General features: G+C 62.7%; 21 protein-coding genes. 7 read left to right on the forward strand and 14 right to left on the reverse strand.

From position 1 onward, the window contains the following. Nucleotides 1–55: 55 nt before the first annotated feature. A complete protein-coding gene (locus tag NK8_RS09400; RefSeq protein ID WP_162065963.1) occupies nucleotides 56–1528 on the forward strand; it encodes an HDOD domain-containing protein in 1473 nt (490 codons plus the stop codon). Between the two features lie 28 nt (nucleotides 1529–1556). Here NK8_RS09400 and NK8_RS09405 read toward each other — a convergent pair whose 3' ends face one another. Together NK8_RS09405 and NK8_RS09410 are read right to left on the reverse strand one after the other, a co-directional pair. Further along, a complete protein-coding gene (locus NK8_RS09405) occupies nucleotides 1557–2000 on the reverse strand; it encodes a hypothetical protein (RefSeq protein WP_213226150.1) in 444 nt (147 codons plus the stop codon). A gap of 157 nt (nucleotides 2001–2157) precedes the next feature. Then, on the reverse strand, nucleotides 2158–3825 hold the full coding sequence (locus NK8_RS09410; RefSeq protein WP_213226151.1) for a methyl-accepting chemotaxis protein: 1668 nt from the start codon (nucleotides 3823–3825) through the stop codon (nucleotides 2158–2160). A gap of 339 nt (nucleotides 3826–4164) precedes the next feature. Here NK8_RS09410 and NK8_RS09415 point away from each other — a divergent pair, with 339 nt between their 5' ends. Further along, the gene (locus NK8_RS09415) at nucleotides 4165–5421 is read left to right on the forward strand and encodes an MFS transporter (RefSeq protein WP_213226152.1); all 1257 of its coding nucleotides are present in this window, start codon (nucleotides 4165–4167) and stop codon (nucleotides 5419–5421) included. A 75-nt stretch (nucleotides 5422–5496) separates the two neighbouring features. Here NK8_RS09415 and NK8_RS09420 read toward each other — a convergent pair whose 3' ends face one another. From NK8_RS09420 to NK8_RS09455, 8 genes are all read right to left on the reverse strand, one after another. After that, on the reverse strand, nucleotides 5497–5931 hold the full coding sequence (locus tag NK8_RS09420) for an STY0301 family protein (RefSeq protein ID WP_213226153.1): 435 nt from the start codon (nucleotides 5929–5931) through the stop codon (nucleotides 5497–5499). 10 nt (nucleotides 5932–5941) lie between these two features. Beyond that, nucleotides 5942–6376 (reverse strand): STY0301 family protein, encoded by a 435-nt coding sequence (locus NK8_RS09425; RefSeq protein ID WP_213226154.1) that lies wholly within the window; start codon nucleotides 6374–6376, stop codon nucleotides 5942–5944. A 10-nt stretch (nucleotides 6377–6386) separates the two neighbouring features. Further along, the gene (locus NK8_RS09430) at nucleotides 6387–6776 is read right to left on the reverse strand and encodes a BPSL0067 family protein (RefSeq protein WP_213226155.1); all 390 of its coding nucleotides are present in this window, start codon (nucleotides 6774–6776) and stop codon (nucleotides 6387–6389) included. Nucleotides 6777–7010: 234 nt separating this feature from the next. Next, nucleotides 7011–8924, reverse strand: coding sequence for a propionate--CoA ligase (locus NK8_RS09435; protein WP_301549856.1), 1914 nt, complete (start codon nucleotides 8922–8924; stop codon nucleotides 7011–7013). Between the two features lie 77 nt (nucleotides 8925–9001). After that, the gene (locus NK8_RS09440; protein ID WP_225936155.1) at nucleotides 9002–9442 is read right to left on the reverse strand and encodes a hypothetical protein; all 441 of its coding nucleotides are present in this window, start codon (nucleotides 9440–9442) and stop codon (nucleotides 9002–9004) included. Nucleotides 9443–9471: 29 nt separating this feature from the next. Continuing rightward, entirely contained in the window at nucleotides 9472–9747 is a 276-nt protein-coding gene (locus tag NK8_RS09445; protein WP_213226158.1) for a hypothetical protein, read from the reverse strand. A 144-nt stretch (nucleotides 9748–9891) separates the two neighbouring features. Then, a complete protein-coding gene (locus NK8_RS09450; RefSeq protein WP_213226159.1) occupies nucleotides 9892–10644 on the reverse strand; it encodes a 5'-methylthioadenosine/adenosylhomocysteine nucleosidase in 753 nt (250 codons plus the stop codon). Continuing rightward, nucleotides 10641–13010, reverse strand: a complete 2370-nt coding sequence (locus tag NK8_RS09455; protein WP_162065971.1) for a UvrD-helicase domain-containing protein — start codon at nucleotides 13008–13010, stop codon at nucleotides 10641–10643. The genes NK8_RS09450 and NK8_RS09455 overlap by 4 nt, the downstream gene beginning before the upstream one ends. Nucleotides 13011–13218: 208 nt before the next feature. Between NK8_RS09455 and NK8_RS09460 the strand changes: the two genes are divergently transcribed. Further along, nucleotides 13219–16086 carry a valine--tRNA ligase gene (locus tag NK8_RS09460; protein WP_213226160.1) on the forward strand — a complete coding sequence of 956 codons (2868 nt, stop codon included), beginning with the start codon at nucleotides 13219–13221 and terminating at the stop codon, nucleotides 16084–16086. Nucleotides 16087–16158: 72 nt separating this feature from the next. Next, entirely contained in the window at nucleotides 16159–17040 is an 882-nt protein-coding gene (gene galU, locus NK8_RS09465) for a UTP--glucose-1-phosphate uridylyltransferase GalU (protein WP_061180103.1), read from the forward strand. Nucleotides 17041–17120: 80 nt separating this feature from the next. Here galU and NK8_RS09470 read toward each other — a convergent pair whose 3' ends face one another. Then, nucleotides 17121–17348 carry a sulfurtransferase TusA family protein gene (locus NK8_RS09470; RefSeq protein WP_061180102.1) on the reverse strand — a complete coding sequence of 76 codons (228 nt, stop codon included), beginning with the start codon at nucleotides 17346–17348 and terminating at the stop codon, nucleotides 17121–17123. Between the two features lie 204 nt (nucleotides 17349–17552). On the opposite strand from NK8_RS09470, the gene NK8_RS09475 reads away from it, so the two are divergent. From NK8_RS09475 to NK8_RS09485, 3 genes are read left to right on the forward strand one after another with little or no spacing between them, the layout of a single operon-like run. After that, nucleotides 17553–18746, forward strand: a complete 1194-nt coding sequence (locus NK8_RS09475; protein WP_213226161.1) for a DUF6402 family protein — start codon at nucleotides 17553–17555, stop codon at nucleotides 18744–18746. After that, complete coding sequence (locus NK8_RS09480; RefSeq protein WP_213226162.1) at nucleotides 18743–19111, forward strand: hypothetical protein; 369 nt, start codon at nucleotides 18743–18745, stop codon at nucleotides 19109–19111. Before NK8_RS09475 ends, NK8_RS09480 begins: the two co-directional genes overlap by 4 nt. Before the next feature lie 56 nt (nucleotides 19112–19167). Further along, nucleotides 19168–19314 (forward strand): hypothetical protein, encoded by a 147-nt coding sequence (locus NK8_RS09485; protein WP_213226163.1) that lies wholly within the window; start codon nucleotides 19168–19170, stop codon nucleotides 19312–19314. A gap of 33 nt (nucleotides 19315–19347) precedes the next feature. Here the strand turns inward: NK8_RS09485 and NK8_RS09490 are convergent, their stop codons facing one another. From NK8_RS09490 to NK8_RS09500, 3 genes are read right to left on the reverse strand one after another with little or no spacing between them, the layout of a single operon-like run. Continuing rightward, on the reverse strand, nucleotides 19348–20364 hold the full coding sequence (locus NK8_RS09490) for a Gfo/Idh/MocA family oxidoreductase (RefSeq protein WP_213226164.1): 1017 nt from the start codon (nucleotides 20362–20364) through the stop codon (nucleotides 19348–19350). Next, the gene (gene iolG / locus NK8_RS09495; protein ID WP_213226165.1) at nucleotides 20361–21365 is read right to left on the reverse strand and encodes an inositol 2-dehydrogenase; all 1005 of its coding nucleotides are present in this window, start codon (nucleotides 21363–21365) and stop codon (nucleotides 20361–20363) included. Before iolG ends, NK8_RS09490 begins: the two co-directional genes overlap by 4 nt. Next, nucleotides 21355–22233: a MurR/RpiR family transcriptional regulator gene (locus NK8_RS09500; RefSeq protein WP_061180099.1), complete on the reverse strand. Its 879-nt coding sequence runs from the start codon at nucleotides 22231–22233 to the stop codon at nucleotides 21355–21357. Before NK8_RS09500 ends, iolG begins: the two co-directional genes overlap by 11 nt. Between the last annotated feature and the right edge of the window lie 3 nt (nucleotides 22234–22236).

Raw genomic sequence — 22236 nt, forward strand, 5'->3', positions numbered from 1 at the left:
GCTGGACCGCCTCGGGTTAGCCGTCGCGTAACGAGCAGGGTTTCTACTTTTAGCAATGGCACGCACCAAGGCCGAACTACTGGACAAGTTGTGGTCGCGCATGAGCGAGCGCGGGGACTTCCCCATGCTCTCCCAGGCGCTGCGCACGACCGTGTCCGCGATGAGCGATGACGACCTCGACTTCACGTCCCTCGTGCAAGTCGTGCTGTCGGATGTCGGCCTCACGCACAAGGTGCTGCGTCTCGCCAATTCGGCGATGTACATCGCGTTCGGCGGCAACATCACCACCGTCACGCGCGCGTTGATGGTGCTCGGCATGGATGCGGTCGGCCATCTCGTGGTCGGGCTGAAGCTGGTCGATCACTTCCATCAGAGCGCGCCGCGCCGCATCGATGCAAAACTCGAACTGAACCGCACCCTGCTCTCGGGCGCGGTCGCGCGCCAGCTCACCGAGCACAAGGATCTGCGCTCCGCCGAGGAAGCGGTCGTCTGCACGCTGATGCGGCAGATCGGCAAGCTGCTCGTCGCGTTCTATCTCGAGCACGAATGGGATCAGCTGCGTCGCAAGGCGGCGTCGGAGAATATTCCGGACAGCGTCGCGTGCGCGGCGCTGCTCGGCGTCACCTTCGATGAAATCGGCCTGGAGGCGGCGGATCGCTGGCGCCTGCCCGAGACGATCCGCGAAGGCATGCGCGCGACCGATCCGAACGCGCCCGTCGACGAAACCGTGCCGAAGCACGTGCGCTGGCTGCGCGCCATCTCCAACTATTCGACCGAAGTCGCCGACGCGCTCACCGCTCAGCACATGGAAGCGGACGGCCGCGAGTCGATGCTGTTCGAGATCGCCCATCGCTACAGCGGCGCGCTCAACACCGACGCGGACACGCTCGCGTCGATGAGCCTCGCGCTCGCGAGCGAAGAATCGAGCGAGGGCGTGATCCGCGAGATCTCCGAACTCCAGGCGAACGCCGACGCCATGGCGCGCGCGAATGTATCGGCGCAGGCGCGCATCGGCGCGAGCGTGGAAGATCTGCGGGCGTTGCCGTCGAAGAATGCGCTCGCGCCGGCGCTTGCGCTCGCGTCGGAATCGATTCTCGGCAGTCTGCACTTGTCGCGCACCGTGATCTTCATGCGCCAGGCCAACAACGAGTTTCACGCGCGTCTCGGCCTCGGCGCGGGCGTCGAGCCGATGCTGGAGAAACTGCGCTTCTCCGCCGAATTCCGCCCGGACGTGTTTCATCTCGCGATCACCAATCCGGTCGGCATATTCATCGAGAACGCGCACGACGCGCGCATCGACGCACGCTTGCCGCGCTGGTACAAGGAAACGCTCGGCGAGGCGCAGGCGTTCGTGCTGCTGCCGGTGAAATCGAACGATTCGACCGTCGCGCTGATCTACGGCGACTGGACCTCGCCGCAGCACGTGCGCAAGATCTCGGCGGCCGAGATGAGCGCGCTGAACGAGCTCACGAAGGAGCTGAGCCGTTTTTTTCTTAGCGCGAACTGGAAGGAAGTCGAGCTGATCTGACCGGCTTCCTTCTTGCGCGCAATCCCACTTATTCCGGCTTCAAGATCGCCACGGCCTGCTCGCCGTATCGCACGATATAGCCGCCGTGAGCGCGCTGCCAGTCGAGCGCTGCCGCCTCGTTCGCAAACCAGTTCTTTTCGAAATCATTGAATGCGCCCGCGTCGAGCCGGTAACGGTCGATGATCGCGCTCGCCTTTGCATCGATATCGGACTTGCAGGCGTCCCAGTTCGCGTAGCCGAGTTCGGCGGCGAGCATCGCAAGCAGATGCTTCAGTTGCAGGTCGTCGCGGATCGCGTGCAGGTCGGCGAGACGTTGCGCGCGCGTGATTTTCGCCGCGAGCAGACGGCGCAGGACGGGCATCGACGCGCTCGTGTCGCCGTCGCGGGCGTGACGAAGCAGGCGCCGCGCGTGTTCGCGCAGATAGTCGCTATTGGAAACGGAAGAAGAAATCGGACAGGATGTAGACCACATGACGTTGTTCCTTTGTCGTGCCGTTCTCGCTGCGGCTATAAAGGTTCGACGTTGCGGTTCGATCCGGAGATGAAGCAATGCGCGGCAGGTGCGTAAGACTTTCGCGAGACCGGGCGCCCTGCCGCGCCCGACCGCGATTCTATCCCGATGTCCCGCGTCAGGCCAACTGGAATTTCCCGACCAGCGATTTCAGCGCGCGCGCCTGATCGTCGAGCGATTGCGCGGCAGCCGCCGCCTCTTCGACGAGCGCGGCGTTCTGCTGCGTGTTCGCGTCCATCTTCGTGACGGCGTCGCCGATCGACTCGATGCCGGTCTTTTGCTCCGCCGATGCCGCCGAGATTTCGCCCATGATGTCGGTGACGCGGCGCACGGCCTTGACGACTTCCTCCATCGTCGCGCCGGCTTCCTGCGCGTAGGTCGAGCCGTCGGACACGCGCGACACCGAGGTATCGATCAGGCCTTTGATCTCCTTCGCCGCCGCCGACGAACGCTGTGCGAGACTGCGCACCTCGCCCGCGACGACCGCAAAGCCGCGTCCCTGCTCGCCCGCGCGCGCCGCCTCGACCGCCGCATTGAGCGCCAGAATGTTCGTCTGGAACGCGATGCCTTCGATCACGCCAATGATGTCGCCGATGCTCTTCGCGCTCGCATCGATGCGCTGCATCGTCTCGACGACGCGGCCGACGACCGCGCCGCCCTTCTCCGCGATTTCCGACGCATTGGCGGCGAGCGTGCTCGCCTGCTGCGCGTTGTCGGCGTTCTGACGCACGGTGGACGTGAGCTGCTCCATGCTGGCCGCGGTTTTTTCGAGCGCGACCGCCTGCTCTTCGGTGCGGCGCGACAGGTCGACATTGCCTGTCGAAATCTCGCTCGACGCCGATGCGATCGCCTCCGCGCTCGCCGCGATATCGCCGACGGTCGACGACAGGCCCGCCTGCATTTCGGCGAGCGCGTGCAGCATGCTGGCGTCGTCGCGGCGCTTGAGACTGATGCGGTTCGCGAGATCGCCCGACGCGATGCGGCGCGCGATGTCCTTCGCATAGCCGGGCTCGCCGCCGAGCTGTCCGGCGAGACGCCGCACGACCCACTCGGACACGACGATCGCGAGCGCGAACAACGCGAGCGTCAGCGCCGACACCATCACGAACGACGACTGGAAGATGAACGCGGCGGAATCGATGGTGGCCTTCGCGGCCGCGCCGCGACGCGCGACGAGATCGTCGACCATCTTTTCGAGTTTGCCGGTTTCGACGAGCAGCGACACGTCCTGCGTGCCGACTTGCCAGTTCATCTGCGAGAGATCGAGCGGCTGTTCCTTCACGAGCTTCACGAAGGTGCGCAGGTTGCCGCTCCATGTTGCCAGCGCGGTCGAGAAGCGCTTCTGCTGCGCGAGCGCGTCCTGGTCCGCGTGATCGATGTACTGCGCGAGCTGCGCCTGCTCGCGGCCGATATCCGCAAGCGCCTGCTCGACCTGCGCGCCGAGATCGTCGCGCTCTTTCGCGGTCGTCGCGGTGAGCAGCATTTTTTGCGAACGGCTCGCGCGCAGCAGATAGCCGCGCGTTTCCTCCGCCGCGCGGCTCGCGACGTAGCCCTGCGTGTAGATGGATTCGGTCGCGCCGTTCAGGCGGCTGATCTGCGTGAGCGAAATCGCGCCGATGACGAGCGTCCCCGCGAGCACGAGCCCGAACGCCAGTCTCAGCGATGCCTTCACGGACAGCGCGCGCTTCTTGGCTACGCCCCCGCGCGCGTGTTCTTCAGTCGACGCGGCTTCGGCATGCGCCACAAAACCCGCGTCCTTGGCGCCGCGTAGCGAAAACAGTTTCATCGATCGATCCCCGATTTGATCTGTGGACTTTGCCGTCGTGCGGCGCGCCCCTGGTCTGGTTCCCACCGGGAGTACGGCAGGATTTGAGGCTTTCTTGAGCCTTTTTAATGGGAAGCGAACAGACGTTCCCTCACCGCGTTTTTTATAACAGGCCAAAAATCGTCGTGTCAGACGAAATCATGGCCCATTGGATGTGCATCCTGTCCGATTCGCGACGATCCTTGGCATGACAACGCAACGAGGACAGCCTAAACTTGTCAGAAATTCAGTCCACGCATAAATCGCCGGATTGAAAAAGCAGAAATCCGAGACAAATTCCGCGTTCAACAGCACATCACTATGCAAACGAGCATCGACAAGGGCGCTTTGTCGCCTTCCGGCGCATCTGCCGGCGCTTCCGCCGCGAATCCCGCGAGCACGGGCGCGCAACGCACCGTTTATTCCGTTCTGGGCGCGATCAGCTTTTCGCACCTTTTGAACGACATGATCCAGTCGCTGATTCTCGCGATCTATCCGATGTTCAAGAGCGAGTTCGCGCTCTCGTTCGGGCAGATCGGCCTGATCACGCTGACGTATCAGATCACCGCGTCGCTATTGCAGCCGCTCGTCGGGTTGTACACGGACAAGCATCCGAAGCCTTATTCGCTTCCCGTCGGCATGGGCTTCACGTTGTCGGGTCTCCTGCTGATGTCGATCGCGGGCAACTTCGGCACGCTGCTGATCGCGGCGGCGCTGGTCGGCTGCGGGTCGTCGGTGTTTCATCCGGAGTCGTCGCGGGTCGCGCGCATGGCGTCGGGCGGCAAGCATGGTCTTGCGCAGTCGCTGTTTCAGGTGGGCGGGAATGCGGGCTCGTCGCTCGGGCCGCTGCTCGCCGCGCTGATCGTGATTCCGCACGGGCAGAAGAGCATCGCGTGGTTCTCGGCGGCGGCGCTCGTCGCGATGTTCGTGCTGGCGAACATCGGCCGCTGGTACAAGCGTCATCCGGCGACGAAGAAGGGCCGCGCGCAGGTCGCGCACGCGACGCTCCCGCGCAACAAGGTCATGATGGCGATGAGCGTGCTGGTGCTGCTCGTGTTCTCGAAATACTTCTATCTCGCGAGCATCACGAGTTACTTCACGTTTTATCTGATCAGCAAGTTCGGGTTGTCGGTGCAGGCCGCGCAGATTCATCTGTTCGTGTTTCTCGCGGCGGTGGCGGCGGGCACGATCATCGGCGGGCCGGTCGGCGACAAGGTCGGGCGCAAGGCGGTGATCTGGGTGTCGATTCTCGGCGTCGCGCCGTTCACGCTGCTGATGCCTTACGTGAATCTGTTCTGGACGGGCGTGTTGTCGGTGATCATCGGGCTCGTGCTGGCTTCGGCGTTCTCGGCGATTCTGGTCTATGCGCAGGAACTGATTCCCGGCAAGGTCGGAATGGTCGCGGGACTGTTCTTCGGCTTCGCGTTCGGGATGGGCGGCGTCGGGGCAGCGGTGCTCGGGCATGTTGCCGATGCGACCAGCATCGATTATGTGTACAAGGTTTGTGCGTTCCTGCCGTTGCTGGGGGTGTTGGCGGTTTTGTTGCCGAAGACGCATGAGGTGGGGGTGAAGGGGTAATCGCTTCACACTCGTCTCGTCCGCCCGCCATGACAATCAAAGCATGGCGGGCGTTTTCGTTTCAAGGCTGGCGGTTCAGCGACAAACCGTGACGACCTTCCAGCCTTCTTCGGGAATCGGCTCCTTCGCGATGCACTTGGATATTCCCTTGGGCAGTTCCTGCGCCAGCGCGACCGGCACGGTTCCGTTCACGCAGGAAAGCCATATTCCCTTTTCGCTGTCTGCCGGGATGAACGGCCAGTTGAAGGTTTGGCGACCTCTCACCTTATAGATTTGCGGCTTAAGGACCATGCCTTCTTCTGGCGGTCCGACATTTATTCCAACGCCCCAGACAGGGACTGACGTATTCGTTTGCGACGGTCGCCAGCCTTCTGGCACGTTCTTGACGACGACCGGTTCCATGTCTATGCGAGCGGGACATTGAATTTCGACTGCCAATGCGAAACATGGAGCAGTCAGGACGCAAAGGCAAACCGCCATGCGTATGGTGCGCGGCAAAAGATCGGTCATATGCGTCTGTTCACCGACATGAAGTCACCCAACTGGAACGCCTGTCCTGGGAACTCGCTTCAACGGCACTGCACCGGGTTATTCCCTCGGGCAAACGCTGAGAGAGTGCGATGGAATTTCCGTATCCGCACGACAGCCAGATACCCTTCACGTGATCGGCCGGGACAAAGTCCCACGAAAACGTCTTGCTCTTCTTGATGATTCTGATGTCCGGCCTTAAATCGCCAAGTTCTTCGCGAGGCCCGAAGGACATCGACACGCCCTCATTCGACAGTTGCGTCAATCGCTGCGACGCGTGCCAGTCTTCAGGCGCATTGGTCACGATGGCCGGTTGCATGTTGATGCGAGCGGGACAGCGAATGTCGATTGCCAAACACAGCGCAGGGGCCAACAGGCACGCAAGACATGCCGCGATACGTTGCAGACTGATGGTCAACTGAGTCATCTCCCTCGTCTCATTCAATGATCGAAAAGGCGTCGGCATTGTTGCTGGGATTCACGTATTCGCCATTCTTATGCTTTCCTCTCATAGGAATGGGTCGCGACGATATTTTTGGCTTGTCTTTGTCGTTGGCCCACTGATCCATGACCCAGATGCAACACGCCTCGCGGCGCAGAAACAAGGCCGCATGATTGCCGTGCGCGTGGCTTTGATATTTGCCGTCGACGAACGTTGCGATTGCGGTAGCGACCGGAATGTGAACGGCGTCCAGAACACGTTCTCCTTCTCGCCATTTCGACGTTGCCGGAGCGCCGGCATAATGTTTGACGAGATCGACGCACTGATGGGATCCGACCATCGTCTCGTTTTCGAGCTCGGCGACATCGGCGAAGCGATATGACATGAATTGATCCTCATATTAATCTGGAATCCAGATCATATTCCGGCCGCTACTGCCAAAATGTTTGCCTGCAAATCAATTCCTCCACTCCTTGCGAACAATCAATGCCAATCCACGCGCACATTCTGCTCAATGTCACCGACAAAACTCATTCGTCAATGATTCAAAGCCCAGACGCAAAAACGGCGGCATCGCACCCGCGATACCGCCGTCTCCCCGACATCAGGCCATGAAACCCTACTTCGCTCCCAACGCCTCCCTCACCTGCATCAACGCACTCGGATCCTCGATCGTCGGCAGTTCCCCCGGATCGCGTCCTTCCGCCAGCGCGGCAATCGCCCGTCGCAGCAGCTTCCCCGAACGCGTCTTCGGCAACATCGTCACGAAGTGCACGCTGGCCGGCCGCGCGATCGCGCCGAGCTGCGAATCCACTGCGTGACACAACTCCGCCACCATCCCCTCGCGCGCGCCCGGCGCGTTGATGCGGTCCGCATCCCTTAGCACCACGAACGCCACCGCGGCCTGTCCCTTCACCGAATCCGCGATACCGACGACCGCCACCTCCGCCACCGCCGGATGTGCCGACAACGCTTCCTCGATCTCGCGCGTCCCGAGCCGATGCCCCGCCACATTGATCACGTCGTCGGTGCGACCGAGAATCGACACATAGCCGTCCTCATCCTGCACGCCCCAGTCGAATGTCGAATAGACCGTGCGATTCGGCACGCTCTTCCAGTACGTATCGGCGAAGCGGCTGTCATCGCCCCAGACCGTCTGCATGCAGCCCGGCGGCAACGGATACTCGAGCGTGACGACGCCCTTCTCGCCCGGCGTGCATTCGTCGCCGGTCGCCTCGTTGCGCAGTCTGAGATCGAAGCCCATCGACGGCACGCCCGGCGAGCCGAGTTTCGACGGCAACTCCTCGATGCCGCGCGGAATCGCGATCATCGGCCAGCCGGTTTCCGTCTGCCAGTAATTGTCGATGACGGGCTTTCTCAACGCGCTCTGAATCCACTGCGCGGTCGGCTCGTCGAGCGGTTCGCCTGCGAGAAACAGCGTGCGCAGGCTCGACAGATCGTATTTCTCCATCAGCGCCGGGTCCTGCTTCTTGAGCACACGGATCGCCGTCGGCGCGGTGAACATCAGATTGATTTTGTATTGCTCGACGAGCCGCCACCAGATGCCGCCATCGGGACGAATCGGCGTGCCTTCGTACATCACGGTCGTCAGGCCCGCGATCAGTGGCGCATAGATGATGTAGCTGTGCCCCACGACCCAGCCGACATCCGACGCGGTGAACATCGTGTCGCCCGGCGCGCCCTGAAAGATGTGCTCCATCGATGCAGCCAGCGCCACCGCATATCCGCCGACGTCGCGCTGCACGCCCTTCGGCCTGCCTGTCGTGCCGGAGGTATAGAGAATGTAGGAAGGCTCGTTCGATTCGAGCCATTCGCAGGGCACGTGAGCATCGAAAAACTGCTCGCGCAGTGGCTCGTACGCGACGAGATAATTCGCCTGCAAACGTTCGGGCGCGAGTTGCCGGTCGATCAGCAGCACTTGCGGCACCTTGTATTCGGCGCGCGACAGCGCTTCGTCGACGAGCGGCGTGTAGTCGATCACCTTGCCCGCGCGCGCGCCCGCATCGGCGGTGACGATGAGCGCGGGCGCGGCGTCATCGATGCGCGCCGCGAGGTTCGGCGCCGCGAAGCCGCCGAACACGACCGAATGAATCGCGCCGATGCGCGCGCACGCGAGCATCGCGAAGAGCGCCTCGGGGATCATCGGCAGATAGATGAGCACGCGGTCGCCCTTCTTCACATGCAGCGAACGCATGACGGCGGCCATGCGGTTCACTTCCGCATGCAGCTCGGCGTAGGTGTAGCGGCGCTCGATGCCCGTTTCCGTCGATACATAAACGAGCGCGTCCTGTTGCGCGCGCGAGGCGAGATGCCGGTCCACCGCGTTATGGCACAGGTTGGTCCTGCCGCCGACGAACCAGCGCGCGAACGGCGGCCTGCTGCGGTCGAGCACCTGATCGAACGGCGTCTGCCAGTGAATGCGGCGGGCCTGCTCGGCCCAGAACGCTTCAGGCTCTTCGATCGACCGGCGGTACGCTTCTCGGTAAGTCGGCATGCGCGTCGTCCTCTGCAAAGCAGCGTGGCTTGGCTCCACAGGATAGAGCAGCCACGAAGCCCCTGCTAGACAGGGCGCGCCCTGATCGGTCCTACTCAGACAGCTTGCGTGCGCGCGGCGGGCCGCGTATCCGACGTAGTGTGCTTCAGCAGCACCGGCGCGAGTTCGCCCGCCACCCGCATGCTCGACACGACGACCGTGCGTACGCCGCTGCCCTCGGTCAGCGCACGAAGTGTTTCGCGCGTCGTCGCACGCGCCTCGATGCGCGGCTCGATCACGATCAGCCCACGGCAATACGCGGTGAGCATCGCGCGATGGGTGCGCAGCCAAGCGGCGCGCAGACGCGCGTCGTCGGCGGTTTCGTTTGCGTCGTGTTCGGCCACCAGCACAAACGGCGTCGCAAGCGACACGAGGCGGCGCATCTGCGCGCTCCACGCGAACGCGTAGCCGGGCTTCACGGCGCGCGGACGCAGGCGCACGAGCGGAAAGCGGCTCACGTCGAAGAGGCGCTCGTCAAGCGCGAGCGAGGAAGACATCACAGCTTTCGAAGAAGAATCGGCGGCATTCACAGCGGTTTCGGGCTCCAGTAATTCAGCGCGGCGACGAGCGACGGCCAGCGGGAACGCCGCGGCACGACGCGTTTTTTCGGTTGCGATGCGCGTGGCGGACGGCGTGTCGCCTCCTTCGGCGCCTGCGCGGTCGCCTCGCTCCAGGCGTGGCGTGTCGTTTCGATCACCTTCGCGGCGTTCGCCGATATAGCGCAACGCTCACCCCGCGCAGCTTTCCCGCTCGCCGGGCGCTCCGCGCTCGCCGTACCGATGGCGGTGAAATCGTTGGTCATGTCGTCGGGCCTCCCGTTGTGCCCCAAATCGTGCTTAACGTCGTGCGAGTCATTGTATTGAGAATCATTCTCAACTACAAGCGGGATTTTCGACACCGGTTAGCACTGCGGGAAAGCCCCGCCCGCGCGGGATTCAGGGATGAATCAGGCGGCGGCGCGCAGAAAGCGCGACAAAATGCCCGACGAGTAAGTCGCGGCAATGGACGTGAGGAATTCGGCGAAGGACGCGGGAGCGGCGGCGTCGGCCGTATCGGAGATGGTGCGAACGACCGCGCACGGCACGTCGTGTTCGTAGCAGACCTGCGCGATGGCCGCGCCTTCCATTTCGACCGCGAGCGCGTCCGGCAGCGCGGCGCGCAACGCGAAGAGTTCGTCGTGGCTCGCGATGAAGCGATCGCCGCTCACGATCATCCCGCGATGCACGCGCGGCGCCGTCACAGCGAAACGCTCCGCCAACGCGCCGCCTTCCTGCGCGATGAACGCATCGGCAGCGGCGGCGAGCGCGTCGGACAGCGCGCGGTCGGCGTCGAAACTCGCGCGGTCGAGCAGCGGCACCTCGTAGCGCGGAAAGAGCGGCGACGCATCGAGATCGTGCTGCATCAAGGTATCGGCGATGACGACATCGCCGACTTGCACATCCGCGCGCACGCCGCCCGCGACGCCGGTGAAGACGATCGCATCGGCATCGAACACGTGGATGAGCGCGCTGGCGGTCGCGGCCGCCGCCACCTTGCCGATGCGCGCCAGCGTGACGACCGCCGGCCGGCCATGCGCGTCGCCGAGGTAGTATTCGCGCCGCCCGAGCGTAACCGTGCGAACCTCGCCCGCCGCCCGCATCTGCGCGATGAGATCGCCCAGTTCCTGCGGCAGCGCCGCCATGATGCCGAGCCGCGTCATTCGACAGCCTGCAGCTTCGCGACCGCCAGCGCGAGCCACTTCTCGCCGTGGCGCTTGAAGCGCACCTGCGCGCGCGCATCGCCGCCGGAGCCTTCGAGAGCGGTCACGGTGCCTTCGCCGAACTTCGTATGGAACACGGCCTGGCCGACCTTGAAGCCGGATTCCGCCGCGCGCTGCTCGTTCGCGAACGCGGGCAGCGTCGCGCTCGCCTGAACGCCGCCGTAGGACGAGGAACCGCCGCGCTCCTGTCCGGGCCGCGCGAACCAGTCGCGGCCCCAGCCGGCGTTGTCCGCGCGTCCGCCCCAGCGCGCGCCCGCCTCGACCTTCGGCGTGAGCCACTTGAGCGAGCCTTCGGGCAATTCGTCGAAGAAGCGCGAGCGGATGTTGTAGCGCGTCTGCCCGTGCAGCATGCGGCTTTGCGCGAACGACAGATAGAGCCGCTCCTTCGCGCGCGTGATCGCCACATAGGCGAGCCGCCGCTCTTCCTCCAGCCCGTCGGTTTCCTGCGCGCTGTTCTCGTGCGGAAACAGGCCCTCTTCCAGCCCGGTGATGAACACGGCGGTGAATTCGAGACCCTTCGCCGCGTGCACGGTCATCAGTTGCACGGCGTCCTGTCCGGCCTGCGCCTGGTTGTCGCCGGCTTCGAGCGATGCATGCGACAGGAACCCGGCGAGCGGCGTCATGGTGTCGGGATTCTGCGCGGGGTCGGCGATGCCGGGCGCGTCGAGCACTTCGATCTCGCCGTCCTCGCTCACCGCCGCGATTTCCGGCGCGGCGGTCGCGCCCGGACGCAGCGGGATCGAGCGCGCGGGCGTATCGAGGCCGTAGCCTTCCTCGCTGACGAACGCCGCAGCCGCGTTCACGAGTTCCTGCAAGTTCTCCAGACGATCCTGGCCTTCGCGCTCGGTTTCGTAGAACGCGGCGAGACCGCTCGCGCGCACCACATATTCGACCGTCTCCGGCAGGCTCATCTGCTGCGTTTCGGCGCGCATCTTCGCGATGAGCGTCGCGAACGCGCCGAGGCTCGAGCCCGCCTTGCCGGTGACGTACGGCACGGCCGCCGCCATCGAACAGTTATAGAGACGCGCGGCGTCGGCCACTTGCTCGATCGACCGCGCACCGATGCCGCGCGTCGGGAAATTGACGACGCGTGCGAACGCGGTGTCGTCGTTCGGGTTGTCGATCAGGCGCAGATACGCGAGCGCGTGCTTCACTTCCTGCCGCTCGAAGAAGCGCAGGCCGCCATACACGCGATACGGAATGCCCGCGTTCACGAGCGTATGTTCGATGGTCCGCGACTGCGCGTTGCTGCGATAAAGCACCGCGACTTCGCCGCGCGACAGACCCGTATTGATGAGCGCCTTGATTTCCTCGACGATCCAGCCCGCTTCCTGCGAATCCGTCGCGGCCTCGTAGACGCGCACCGGCTCGCCGTGGCCCGCGTCGGTGCGCAGATTCTTGCCGAGCCGCCGCGAGTTGTTCGCGATCAGATAGTTCGCCGTGTCGAGAATATGGCCGTGCGAGCGGTAGTTCTGCTCCAGCTTGATGAGATTGCGCACGCGGAATTCACGCTCGAAATCGTGCATGTTGCCGACGTTCGCGCCGCGAAACGCGTAGATCGACTGGTCGTCGTCGCCGACCGCGAAGATCGCGTTGTGTTCGCCCGCGAGCAGCTTGAGCCAGGCGTATTGCAGCTTGTTGGTGTCCTGAAACTCGTCGACGAGAATGTTGCGAAAGCGCGCCTGATAATGCGCCCGCAGCGGCGGATTGTGCGCGAGCAATTCATGACAGCGCAGCAGCAGTTCCGGAAAATCGACGACGCCTTCGCGCTGGCACTGCTGGTCGTACGCGTCGTACAGTTCGACGAACTTGCGGTTGAACGCATCGGTGGCGTCGACGTCCTTCGGACGCAGGCCCTGTTCCTTCGCGTTGTTGATGAAGTACTGCAGGTTCTTGGCGGGATACTTTTCGTCGTCGACATTCAGGCCCTTCATCAGACGCTTGATGGCCGAAAGCTGGTCGGACGTATCGAGGATCTGGAAGGTCTGCGGCAGGCCGGCGTCGCGGTAATGCGCGCGCAGCATGCGGTTGCACAGGCCGTGAAAGGTGCCGATCCACATGCCGCGCGTGTCGATAGGCAGGAGCGCGGAGAGACGCGCCATCATCTCGCGCGCGGCCTTGTTCGTGAAGGTGACGGCCAGCACGGTCGGCGGCGACGCGTAGCCCTGCTGGATCAGCCACGCGATACGCGTGATGAGCACGCGCGTCTTGCCGCTGCCGGCGCCCGCGAGAATGAGCGCGGGCTCGTTCGGCAGCGTCACGGCGGCGAGTTGTTCGGGGTTCAGATTCGCGAGCAGGTCGGGCATGAGGGAAAGTGCGACGGCAGAAAAGCGGGCCAGAGAAAACTCTGGCGGCGGGCCGATCATTATAAGACCGTGCCGATGGCGGCGTCGGGCGCGGCCGAGGGCTGGCCGAACGGCCAGGTGCGCGCCGAATTAGTCCGGCGTCCCGCCTCGAACCTTATAATTGGGGATTCCCCCGCATTTTTTCACGCTTTTTTCGGCAGATTCCACAATGAGCGACAACACGCTTGCCAAGAGCTTCGAGCCTCAAAACATCGAGTCCCAATGGGGCCCGGAATGGGAAAAACGCGGGCTGTCCGCCCCCACGTTCCAGGACGGCGCGAAGAATTTCTCCATCCAGTTGCCGCCGCCGAACGTCACCGGCACGCTGCACATGGGGCACGCGTTCAACCAGACCATCATGGACGGTCTCACGCGCTATCACCGCATGCTCGGCGAGAACACGCTGTGGGTGCCGGGCACCGACCACGCGGGCATCGCGACGCAGATCGTCGTCGAGCGCCAGCTCGATGCGCAAGGCGTTTCGCGCCACGATCTCGGCCGCGAGGAATTCCTGAAGCGCGTGTGGGCGTGGAAGCAGCAGTCCGGCTCGACCATCACGAATCAGGTGCGGCGTCTCGGCGCATCGATCGACTGGTCGCGCGAATACTTCACGATGGACGACAAGATGTCGGCCGCCGTGCGCGACGTGTTCGTGACGCTCTACAAGCAAGGGCTCATCTATCGCGGCAAGCGGCTCGTGAACTGGGACCCGGTACTCGGCACGGCCGTGTCGGATCTCGAAGTGGTGAGCGAGGAAGAAAACGGCAGCCTGTGGCACATCCGCTACCCGCTGCCGGACGGCTCGGGCCATCTGACGGTCGCGACGACGCGCCCCGAAACCATGCTCGGAGACGTCGCCGTGATGGTGCATCCGGAGGACGAGCGCTATCAGCATCTGATCGGCAAGACGGTGGTGCTGCCGCTGTGCGATCGCGAGATTCCGGTCATCGCGGATGATTACGTGGACCGCGAGTTCGGCACCGGCGTCGTGAAGGTCACGCCCGCGCACGATTTCAACGACTACGCCGTCGGCCAGCGCCACAAGCTGCCGCAGATCGAAATCCTCACGCTCGACGCGAAGATCAACGACAACGCGCCCGAAAAGTATCGCGGCATGGACCGCTTCGATGCGCGCAAGCAAGTGGTGAAGGATCTCGAAGCGCTCGGCCTGCTCGAATCCGTCAAGCCGCACAAGCTGATGGTGCCGCGCGGCGACCGCACGAACGTGGTCATCGAGCCGATGCTCACGGACCAGTGGTTCGTCGCGATGAGCAAGGCAGCGCCGGAAGGCACGTTCAATCCGGGCAAGTCGATCACGGAGACGTCGCTCGATGTCGTGCGAAGCGGCCAGATCAAATTCGTGCCGGAGAACTGGACCACCACGTACTATCAGTGGCTGGAAAATATCCAGGACTGGTGCATCTCGCGTCAGTTGTGGTGGGGCCATCAGATTCCGGCGTGGTACGGCGAGAATGGCGAGATCTTCGTCGCGAAGACGGAAGATGAAGCCCGCGCCGATGCGAACGCGCAAGGCTACCAAGGCGCGCTGCGCCGCGACGAAGACGTCCTCGACACGTGGTTTTCGTCCGCGCTCGTGCCGTTCTCGTCGCTCGGCTGGCCGAACGAGACGAAGGAATTGCAGGCATTCCTGCCCTCTTCCGTGCTCGTGACGGGTTTTGACATCATCTTCTTCTGGGTCGCCAGAATGGTGATGATGACCACGCATTTCACCGGCAAGGTGCCTTTCGACACCGTCTACGTGCATGGCCTCGTGCGCGACGCCGAAGGCCAGAAGATGTCGAAGAGCAAGGGCAACACGCTCGACCCGATCGATATCGTCGATGGCATCGACCTCGAAGCGCTCGTCGCGAAGCGCACCACGGGGCTGATGAACCCGAAGGCCGCCGCGCAGATCGAGAAGAAGACGCGCAAGGAATTCCCTGAAGGCATTCCGTCGTTCGGCACGGACGCGCTGCGCTTCACGATGGCGTCGATGGCCACGCTCGGCCGCAACGTGAACTTCGACCTCGCGCGCTGCGAGGGCTATCGCAACTTCTGCAACAAGCTGTGGAACGCCACGCGTTTCGTGCTGATGAACTGCGAAGGCCACGATTGCGGTTTCGCGAATCCGGGCGCGTGCAAGCCGGGCGATTGCGGCCCCGGCGGCTATACGGACTACTCGCAGGCCGACCGCTGGATCGTCTCGCTCCTGCAGCGCACGGAAGCAGAAGTCGAGAAAGGCTTCGCGGATTATCGTTTCGACAACGTCGCGAGCGCGATTTACAAGTTCGTCTGGGACGAGTACTGCGACTGGTATCTCGAACTCGCGAAGGTGCAGATCCAGACCGGCACGCCCGAGCAGCAGACCGCGACGCGCCGCACGCTGTTGCGCGTGCTGGAAACGGTGCTGCGCCTCGCGCATCCAATCATTCCGTTCATCACGGAAGCCTTGTGGCAGAAGGTCGCGCCGCTGACCGACGCGTTCCCGGCGGGCGCGAGCGAAGGCGATGTGTCGATCATGACGCAGCCCTACCCGCGTCCCGAGCCGAAAAAAATCGACGAATCCGCCGAACAGTGGGCCGCCGAACTGAAATCCGTCATCGATGCGTGTCGTAATCTGCGTGGCGAAATGAATCTGTCGCCCGCGGTGAAAGTGCCGTTGCTCGCGCACGGCGACGCGGCGCGCCTCACCGCGTTCGCACCGTATGTCGCCGCGCTCGCGCGTCTCTCCGAAGTCAAGATCATCGACGACGAAGCCGCCCTCGACAAGGAAGCGCATGGTGCGCCGGTCGCGATCATCGGCACGAGCAAGCTCGTGCTGAAGGTCGAGATCGATGTCGCCGCGGAACGCGAGCGTCTGACGAAGGAAGTGGACCGCCTCACCGCCGAGGTCACAAAATGTAACGCGAAGCTCGGCAATGAAAGCTTTGTTTCAAAAGCGCCCCCCGCTGTCGTTGAACAGGAGCGCAAAAGGCTGGCAGAATACGGAACCACTATCGAGAAGCTGCAGGCCCAATTATTGCGTCTGCCGGCTTGAATTGGAGGTTCGATTCATCGATCCGCTCCGTTTGTCTCGACGTTCTAAATGATTTAAGAGGATCAGGGTCACATGCTAAAAGTTACCAAAGCGGTTTTCCCCGTCGCCGGTCTGGGTACGCGGTTCCTTCCCGCGACCAAGGCCAGCCCGAAGGAAATGCTGCCAGTCGTGGACAAGCCGCTGATTCAATACGCGGTCGAGGAAGCGATGGCCGCCGGCATTACCGAAATGATCTTCGTGACTGGTCGCAGCAAGCGCGCGATCGAAGACCATTTTGACAAGTCCTACGAAATCGAGGCGGAACTCGAGGCGCGCGGCAAGGACAAGCTGCTCGAACTCGTGCGCAGCATCAAGCCGAGCCACGTGGACTGCTTCTACGTGCGTCAGGCCGAAGCGCTCGGTCTCGGCCATGCGGTGCTGTGCGCGGAGAAGCTCGTCGGCGACAACCCGTTCGCCGTGATCCTCGCGGACGACCTGCTTTACGGCAAGCCGCCCGTGATGACGCAGATGATCGAAGTCTTCGATCACTATCACAGCTCGGTGATCGGCGTGGAAGAGATTCCGGCGGAGGATTCGAAGTCCTACGGCATCATCGACGGCAAGGAGTGGGAAGACAACATCTTCAAGCTCGCGGGCATCGTCGAGAAGCCGGAACCGGCGGTGGCGCCGTCTAATCTGGGCGTGGTCGGCCGCTACGTGCTGAAGCCGCGCATCTTCGATCACATCCGCGCGCTGAAGCCGGGCGCGGGCGGCGAACTGCAACTGACGGACGCGATTCAATCGCTGCTGTCGGATGAGCAAGTGCTCGCGTACAAGTATCACGGCACGCGTTTCGACTGCGGCAGCAAGCTGGGCTATCTGAAGGCGACGGTGGAATTCGCGCTGCGCCATCCGGAAGTGAAGGCTGATTTCGAGGAATACCTGCGCAATCGCGCGCCGATTCTCGAAGGCTGAGTCGCTGGCCGATCCGGCTGAAAAAAATGCCCGTCACCTGTGTGACGGGCATTTTTGCTTTCGGGTGCAGCTTGCGGGAATCAACGTCGACGCATCAGGAAAGTGAACGTCTTGTCCTGCGTTGTCACTTCGACGATCTCGTTGCCGGTCTGCTTGGCGAAGGCCGCGAAATCGCGCTGCGATCCTGGGTCGGTCGCGAGCACCTTCAGAATCTGACCGCTCGTCATGTCGGCGAGCGCCTTTTTTGCCCGCAGAATCGGCAGCGGGCAGTTGAGCCCGCGCGCGTCGACTTCTTTGTGAACTTCCATCGCGATTTGCATCCTTTTGCTTGACTGACTGGTGTCCCGTATTGGGAGATTCTAGCGCAGGGTCAGGCTAGCAGCAGCGCCGCACCGTTTGCACCTACGACCAATGATGACACTTTCGCTTTCGGACCTATCTGGTTCATACGTGCGCGAAACACAGTTAGTTTGCTCTGCTTGTCTTCCAGGAACACAACAGAGGCGTCTCGGATGCGCATCGACGAACAGCCACTCCCGTACTACAAACGCAACCGTTTGATCTGGCGATGGTCCTATCGGGACATCGAAGATGGATGCAGGCCCGTTCACGGCGTCGCGCTTTCGATGGACCGCGCGCCCCCGAGCTTGTCGAATGCAGTAGCGAAGAAGTCCGAGCCTCGAACGCCATTGCGTCGTGAGCGAGACCCTTTGGATGTGATGTTGGACGACATCGCAACCGTGGTCGGTGCGTTCAGACGCTTCAAGACGTGGCTCGACACGCCCGATCCGCCGAAACCACCCAAACCGGCACCTGAGCAGCAAACGGCGCCTCCCTTCGACATCCAGGAGATTCCCGGCGCGATGCGACGAGAGCTCATGCCGGTCTCCGCCAGGTTGATGGAACGATGGTTTGCAGGCGAGCTCAATTTTTCGCCAACGGATCCCGACGAAAAAGCCGAGATCGATCAGAATGGCAAACCGTATGCCGCGAGCATGTACGATACGACAACCATCAAACTCGACTGGGTGTTGAGCTATCAGAGCGCGAAGGATCGCTACGATGACCTTCTGACATTGCGCATTAGAACGCCTAATGCCGTGAACGCGCTGAGAACGATCTTGCGGCGTTATAACCTGCCCTCTTTCACGCTTGATGCGTGGCAGATGTGCGGTAACTCACTACCAACGCTCCATCAGCATTTTCAGTTTCAGCTTGTCAATGTCGGCAGTTCGCTCGGTCAGAAAATCGGCGCACTTCTGGAGGCCAATGTCCACAACAACGGCGTACCGACTGACCTGACGGGCGCCTTGGGCTCGTTCAATATCTATGCGGCTATCGCATTCGCGACCTTCAACGATACGGGAACCGAAGCGTATGTTTCCGGGATTTACGTGTACATCAAAGACAACTACACCTTTTCCAGTGAGCCGGATTCCGTTTCACAGTATCTGGGGCACTGGAGTGCGAAAGGCGTGATCGTCGTTCCGTACAATGGCATGGCTTCCTACTTGAACAAGCAGTCCCTGTATTTTTCTTACCCGGTGGCCAAGGGCAATCCGGCGGCGAAAGGCAACGTGTACTACCCGATTCACAACAGTGATTTCAGAGACTGGGCCATCAAACATCAACGCGGCGGCGACTTCATTATCTACTCAGACTACAGATACGTTCCCATCTTTCCGCCCATCAGAGTACTGTTATGACTCGGTTGGCAAAAGTGATGAAATGGGTGGCGGCCCTGTTCGCGATCGGCCTTGTTTCTATCTGCCTGATCAGATTCGGCTTTCGCCCCACAGGCCGCGATTGCGTCAGACAAGGTTCGCCCGACGGCGCTTACATCGCCGAGCGCTGCCTGCTCGAATGGCGACCGGGAGGTAATTCCGACTATCAAGGCAGAGTCTACGACAGCAAATCTGGCGTACTTCTCGTCGAGCGAACTTTTAGCACGCCAGTGCCTGATTTGTCGTGGTCAGAGGACAGCGTGGCATTTTCTCGGGGCGGCGACGAATCCTCCTTCGTAACATTGCCTCCGACTTGGTTCGATCGCCTGAAAGCTGCAATCCCTTGAATGCACTCCTCTTGTCCTTTGAGACCCATTCCATTTGCGAGCCGCAAAACACCCCTGTGCAGCACGTAACGAAGCCCGGCACAAACATCTTCACCGAACTCGGCTTCTCAGCCGACGAAGCCTGTCGATACTACGACGAGTCACAGGCGCTCATCGGCCAGACCCTGAAGCTCGAAGCGCAACGACAACGGGTCGTCGGATAAAGCCCGCATCGACCGATGCGGGACTTTGGACAATCACAACTCCACCGCCCTCCCCATCTCATAAGCCTGCCGCATCGCAATACCAATGCGCGTCGCTTCCCTTGCATCCGCAAGCGTCAACCCCGTCGGCGTGCCGTCCCCGAGCAGCGCCACGAACGCCTGCGCCTCGCGTAGAAACGCATCCTCGAAACGCTCGAAGAACGTAGGTGTGCATGCGTTGCGCATACCGTGCTTATCAGCGATTTCGACGCGATTCGCACGCGGATTGCGCCCCACCGACAATGCGCCCCCCGTGCCGATCACCTCCGTCTGCGTATCGTGGCCATGCGCCATCGTGCGCGACGCGTAGAGCACCGCAAGCCGCCCATCCTCGAATTCGATGGTGCCCACGCCGTTATCGATGTCATTGCACTCGCGCAAGCTTTCGTGAATCGCGATCGTGCCGCTCGCATACACGCGCTTCGGTTTCGGATTGCCGAGCAGCCAGCGCGCGAGATCGATGTCGTGCACGCTGCAATCAAGAAAGAGCCCACCCGATGTCGGCGCGAAACGCACGAAGAAGCCGTCCGGATCGTTCTTGTCGCACGTCTGCGAGCGCACCAGGAACGGCCGGCCGATCGCGCCCTTCGTCACGCTGTCGAACGCATCGCGATAGCTCGCGTCGAAGCGGCGCACGAAGCCGATCATCACGTGCAGATGCGGATGGCGCGCGTGCGCTTCGATCACGGCATCGCATTCTGCGAGATCGAGCGATAGCGGCTTCTCGCAGAACACATGCTTGCCCGCGCGCAACGCCGCGATGATCTGACTCGCGTGCAGCGATGTCGGCGTGACGAGCCATACGGCATCCACCGAAGCATTGGCGAGCAATGCATCGTAATCCTCATGAATCGACAGTTCCGAAAACTTCGCCCGCGCCCACTCGCGCTCATCCGTCACCGGACTGCACGCCGCGACGAGCTTCGCACCCGGCACATGCCACGCGAGATTCTCCGCATGACGCCGCCCGAGCCTTCCGAGCCCGACGATACCCACGCGCACCGGATTCATGCCGCGCTCTCCCCAAGCCTGACGATGCGCTTCTCGCGCCACGACAGCGTGGCAGCTTCGGCGAGCTCCAGCGCCTTCAATCCATCCGCGACCGTGGTGCGCACCGGCTTGCCCGTCGTGACCGCATCGAAGAAATGCGCGATTTCCGCCGCGTACGCCGCGCGATAGCGTTCGAGAAAGAACGCCTCGGGCTTGTCGCTCGACACCGCCGTCGTCGTGTACGCGGTGACTTCGGTCGGCCGCACGTTGCCCGCCTGCAGCATGCCCAGGCTGCCGAGCAGTTCGAAGCGCTGATCGTAGCCATACGCCGCGCGCCGCGCCGTGTTGATCTGACACAGGCGCCCGCGCTTCGTGCGGATCGTCACGGCAGTCGAATCGATGTCGCCCGCATCGGCGATGGCGGGATCGCTGAGACAACTGCCCGTGGCGTGCAGCGTGTCGGCTTCATCGTCGAGAATCCAGCGGAAGATATCGAAGTCGTGAATCAGCATGTCCTTGAAGATGCCGCCCGAATGCCGGATGTACTCGACAGGCGGCGCGCCCGGATCGCGGCTCGTGACGACCAGCATCTCCGGCTCACCGATCTCGCCCGCGTCGATGCGCGCCTTCAGCGCGGAAAAGGTCGGATCGAAGCGCCGCTGAAAACCGATCATGCAGACCACGCCGGCCTTCGCCACCGCATCGGCACACGCGCGGGCGCGCTCGATCGTCAGATCGACCGGCTTCTCGCAGAACACATGCTTCTTCTGCGCCGCCGACGCCAGGATCAACTCCGCATGCGTGTCCGTGCTCGAACACACGACCGTCGCGCCGACGGAAGCATCGCCCATCGCGCCATCGACATCGGCGACGCTCGCGCCATGCGCTTTCGCGAGCGCGGCAGCCGCGTCGCGGTTCACATCGACGACATATTTCAAACGCACGCCCGGCTGCCGCGCGAGATTGGCCGCGTGAATCTTGCCGATGCGTCCTGCGCCGAACACCGCCACATCAATCGTCATAGCCACCTGTCTCCTTGGATTCCTCGACATTCAACTCGAGCCGGTACGCGAGCGCGATGAACAACGCCTGGCACAGGCAAATGGTGCTCGTGAGCGAACGGAACGCGAATGCGCTGCCCTCCTTCACGAACAGACTCGCGCTCGCGTGACGCGCGAGCGGCGAAAGCTGGCTATCGGTGATGACGAGGGTCTTCGCGCCGTGATGCTGCGCGGCGCGCACGCAATACTGCGTCTCCTTGCCGTAGGGCGCGAAGCTGATCGCCACCACCACGTCCCCCTTCTTCACGCTGCGGACCTGCTCGCGGAACATGCCGCCGAAGCCCGAAATCAGATGCACGCGCTTCTTCGTGTGCTGCAATGCATAGACGATGTAACTCGCCACCGCGAACGAGCGGCGCACGCCGATCACGTAGATGTTTTCGGCCTGCGAAAGCATCTCGACGGCGGCATCGAACTGCTCGTCGTCGAGACCGGCTTCGAGCTCGTCCAGACCCGTGCGGCTCGCGGCGATGAACTCGCGCGCCACCGACACGCCCGACGCCTCGCCCGCCTTCTCGTCGATGAGCTTGCGAATGCGCTGCTGATAGCTCTGCTGCGAGCCGCCGGCGCCCGTGTACGCCTGCCTGAAGACGGCCTGCAAGTCCGAAAAACCGGAGAAACCGAAGCGCTGCGCGAACCGCACGACGGCGGACGCATGCACGCCGCACGCGCTCGCGATATCGCTCGTGCGGTCCATCATCACACTCTGGCGATGTTGTTCGATGTAGGTCGCGACGCTCTTCAACTGGCGCGGCAGCGAGTCGTACGCGTCGGTGATCCGCTGCATCAGTTCGTCGACGCTCTGGACTTCGGTGCTGGTTTCATCCATTTC

The organism is Caballeronia sp. NK8 (genome assembly GCF_018408855.1).
In the GTDB taxonomy this organism is placed as follows: Bacteria; Pseudomonadota; Gammaproteobacteria; order Burkholderiales; family Burkholderiaceae; genus Caballeronia.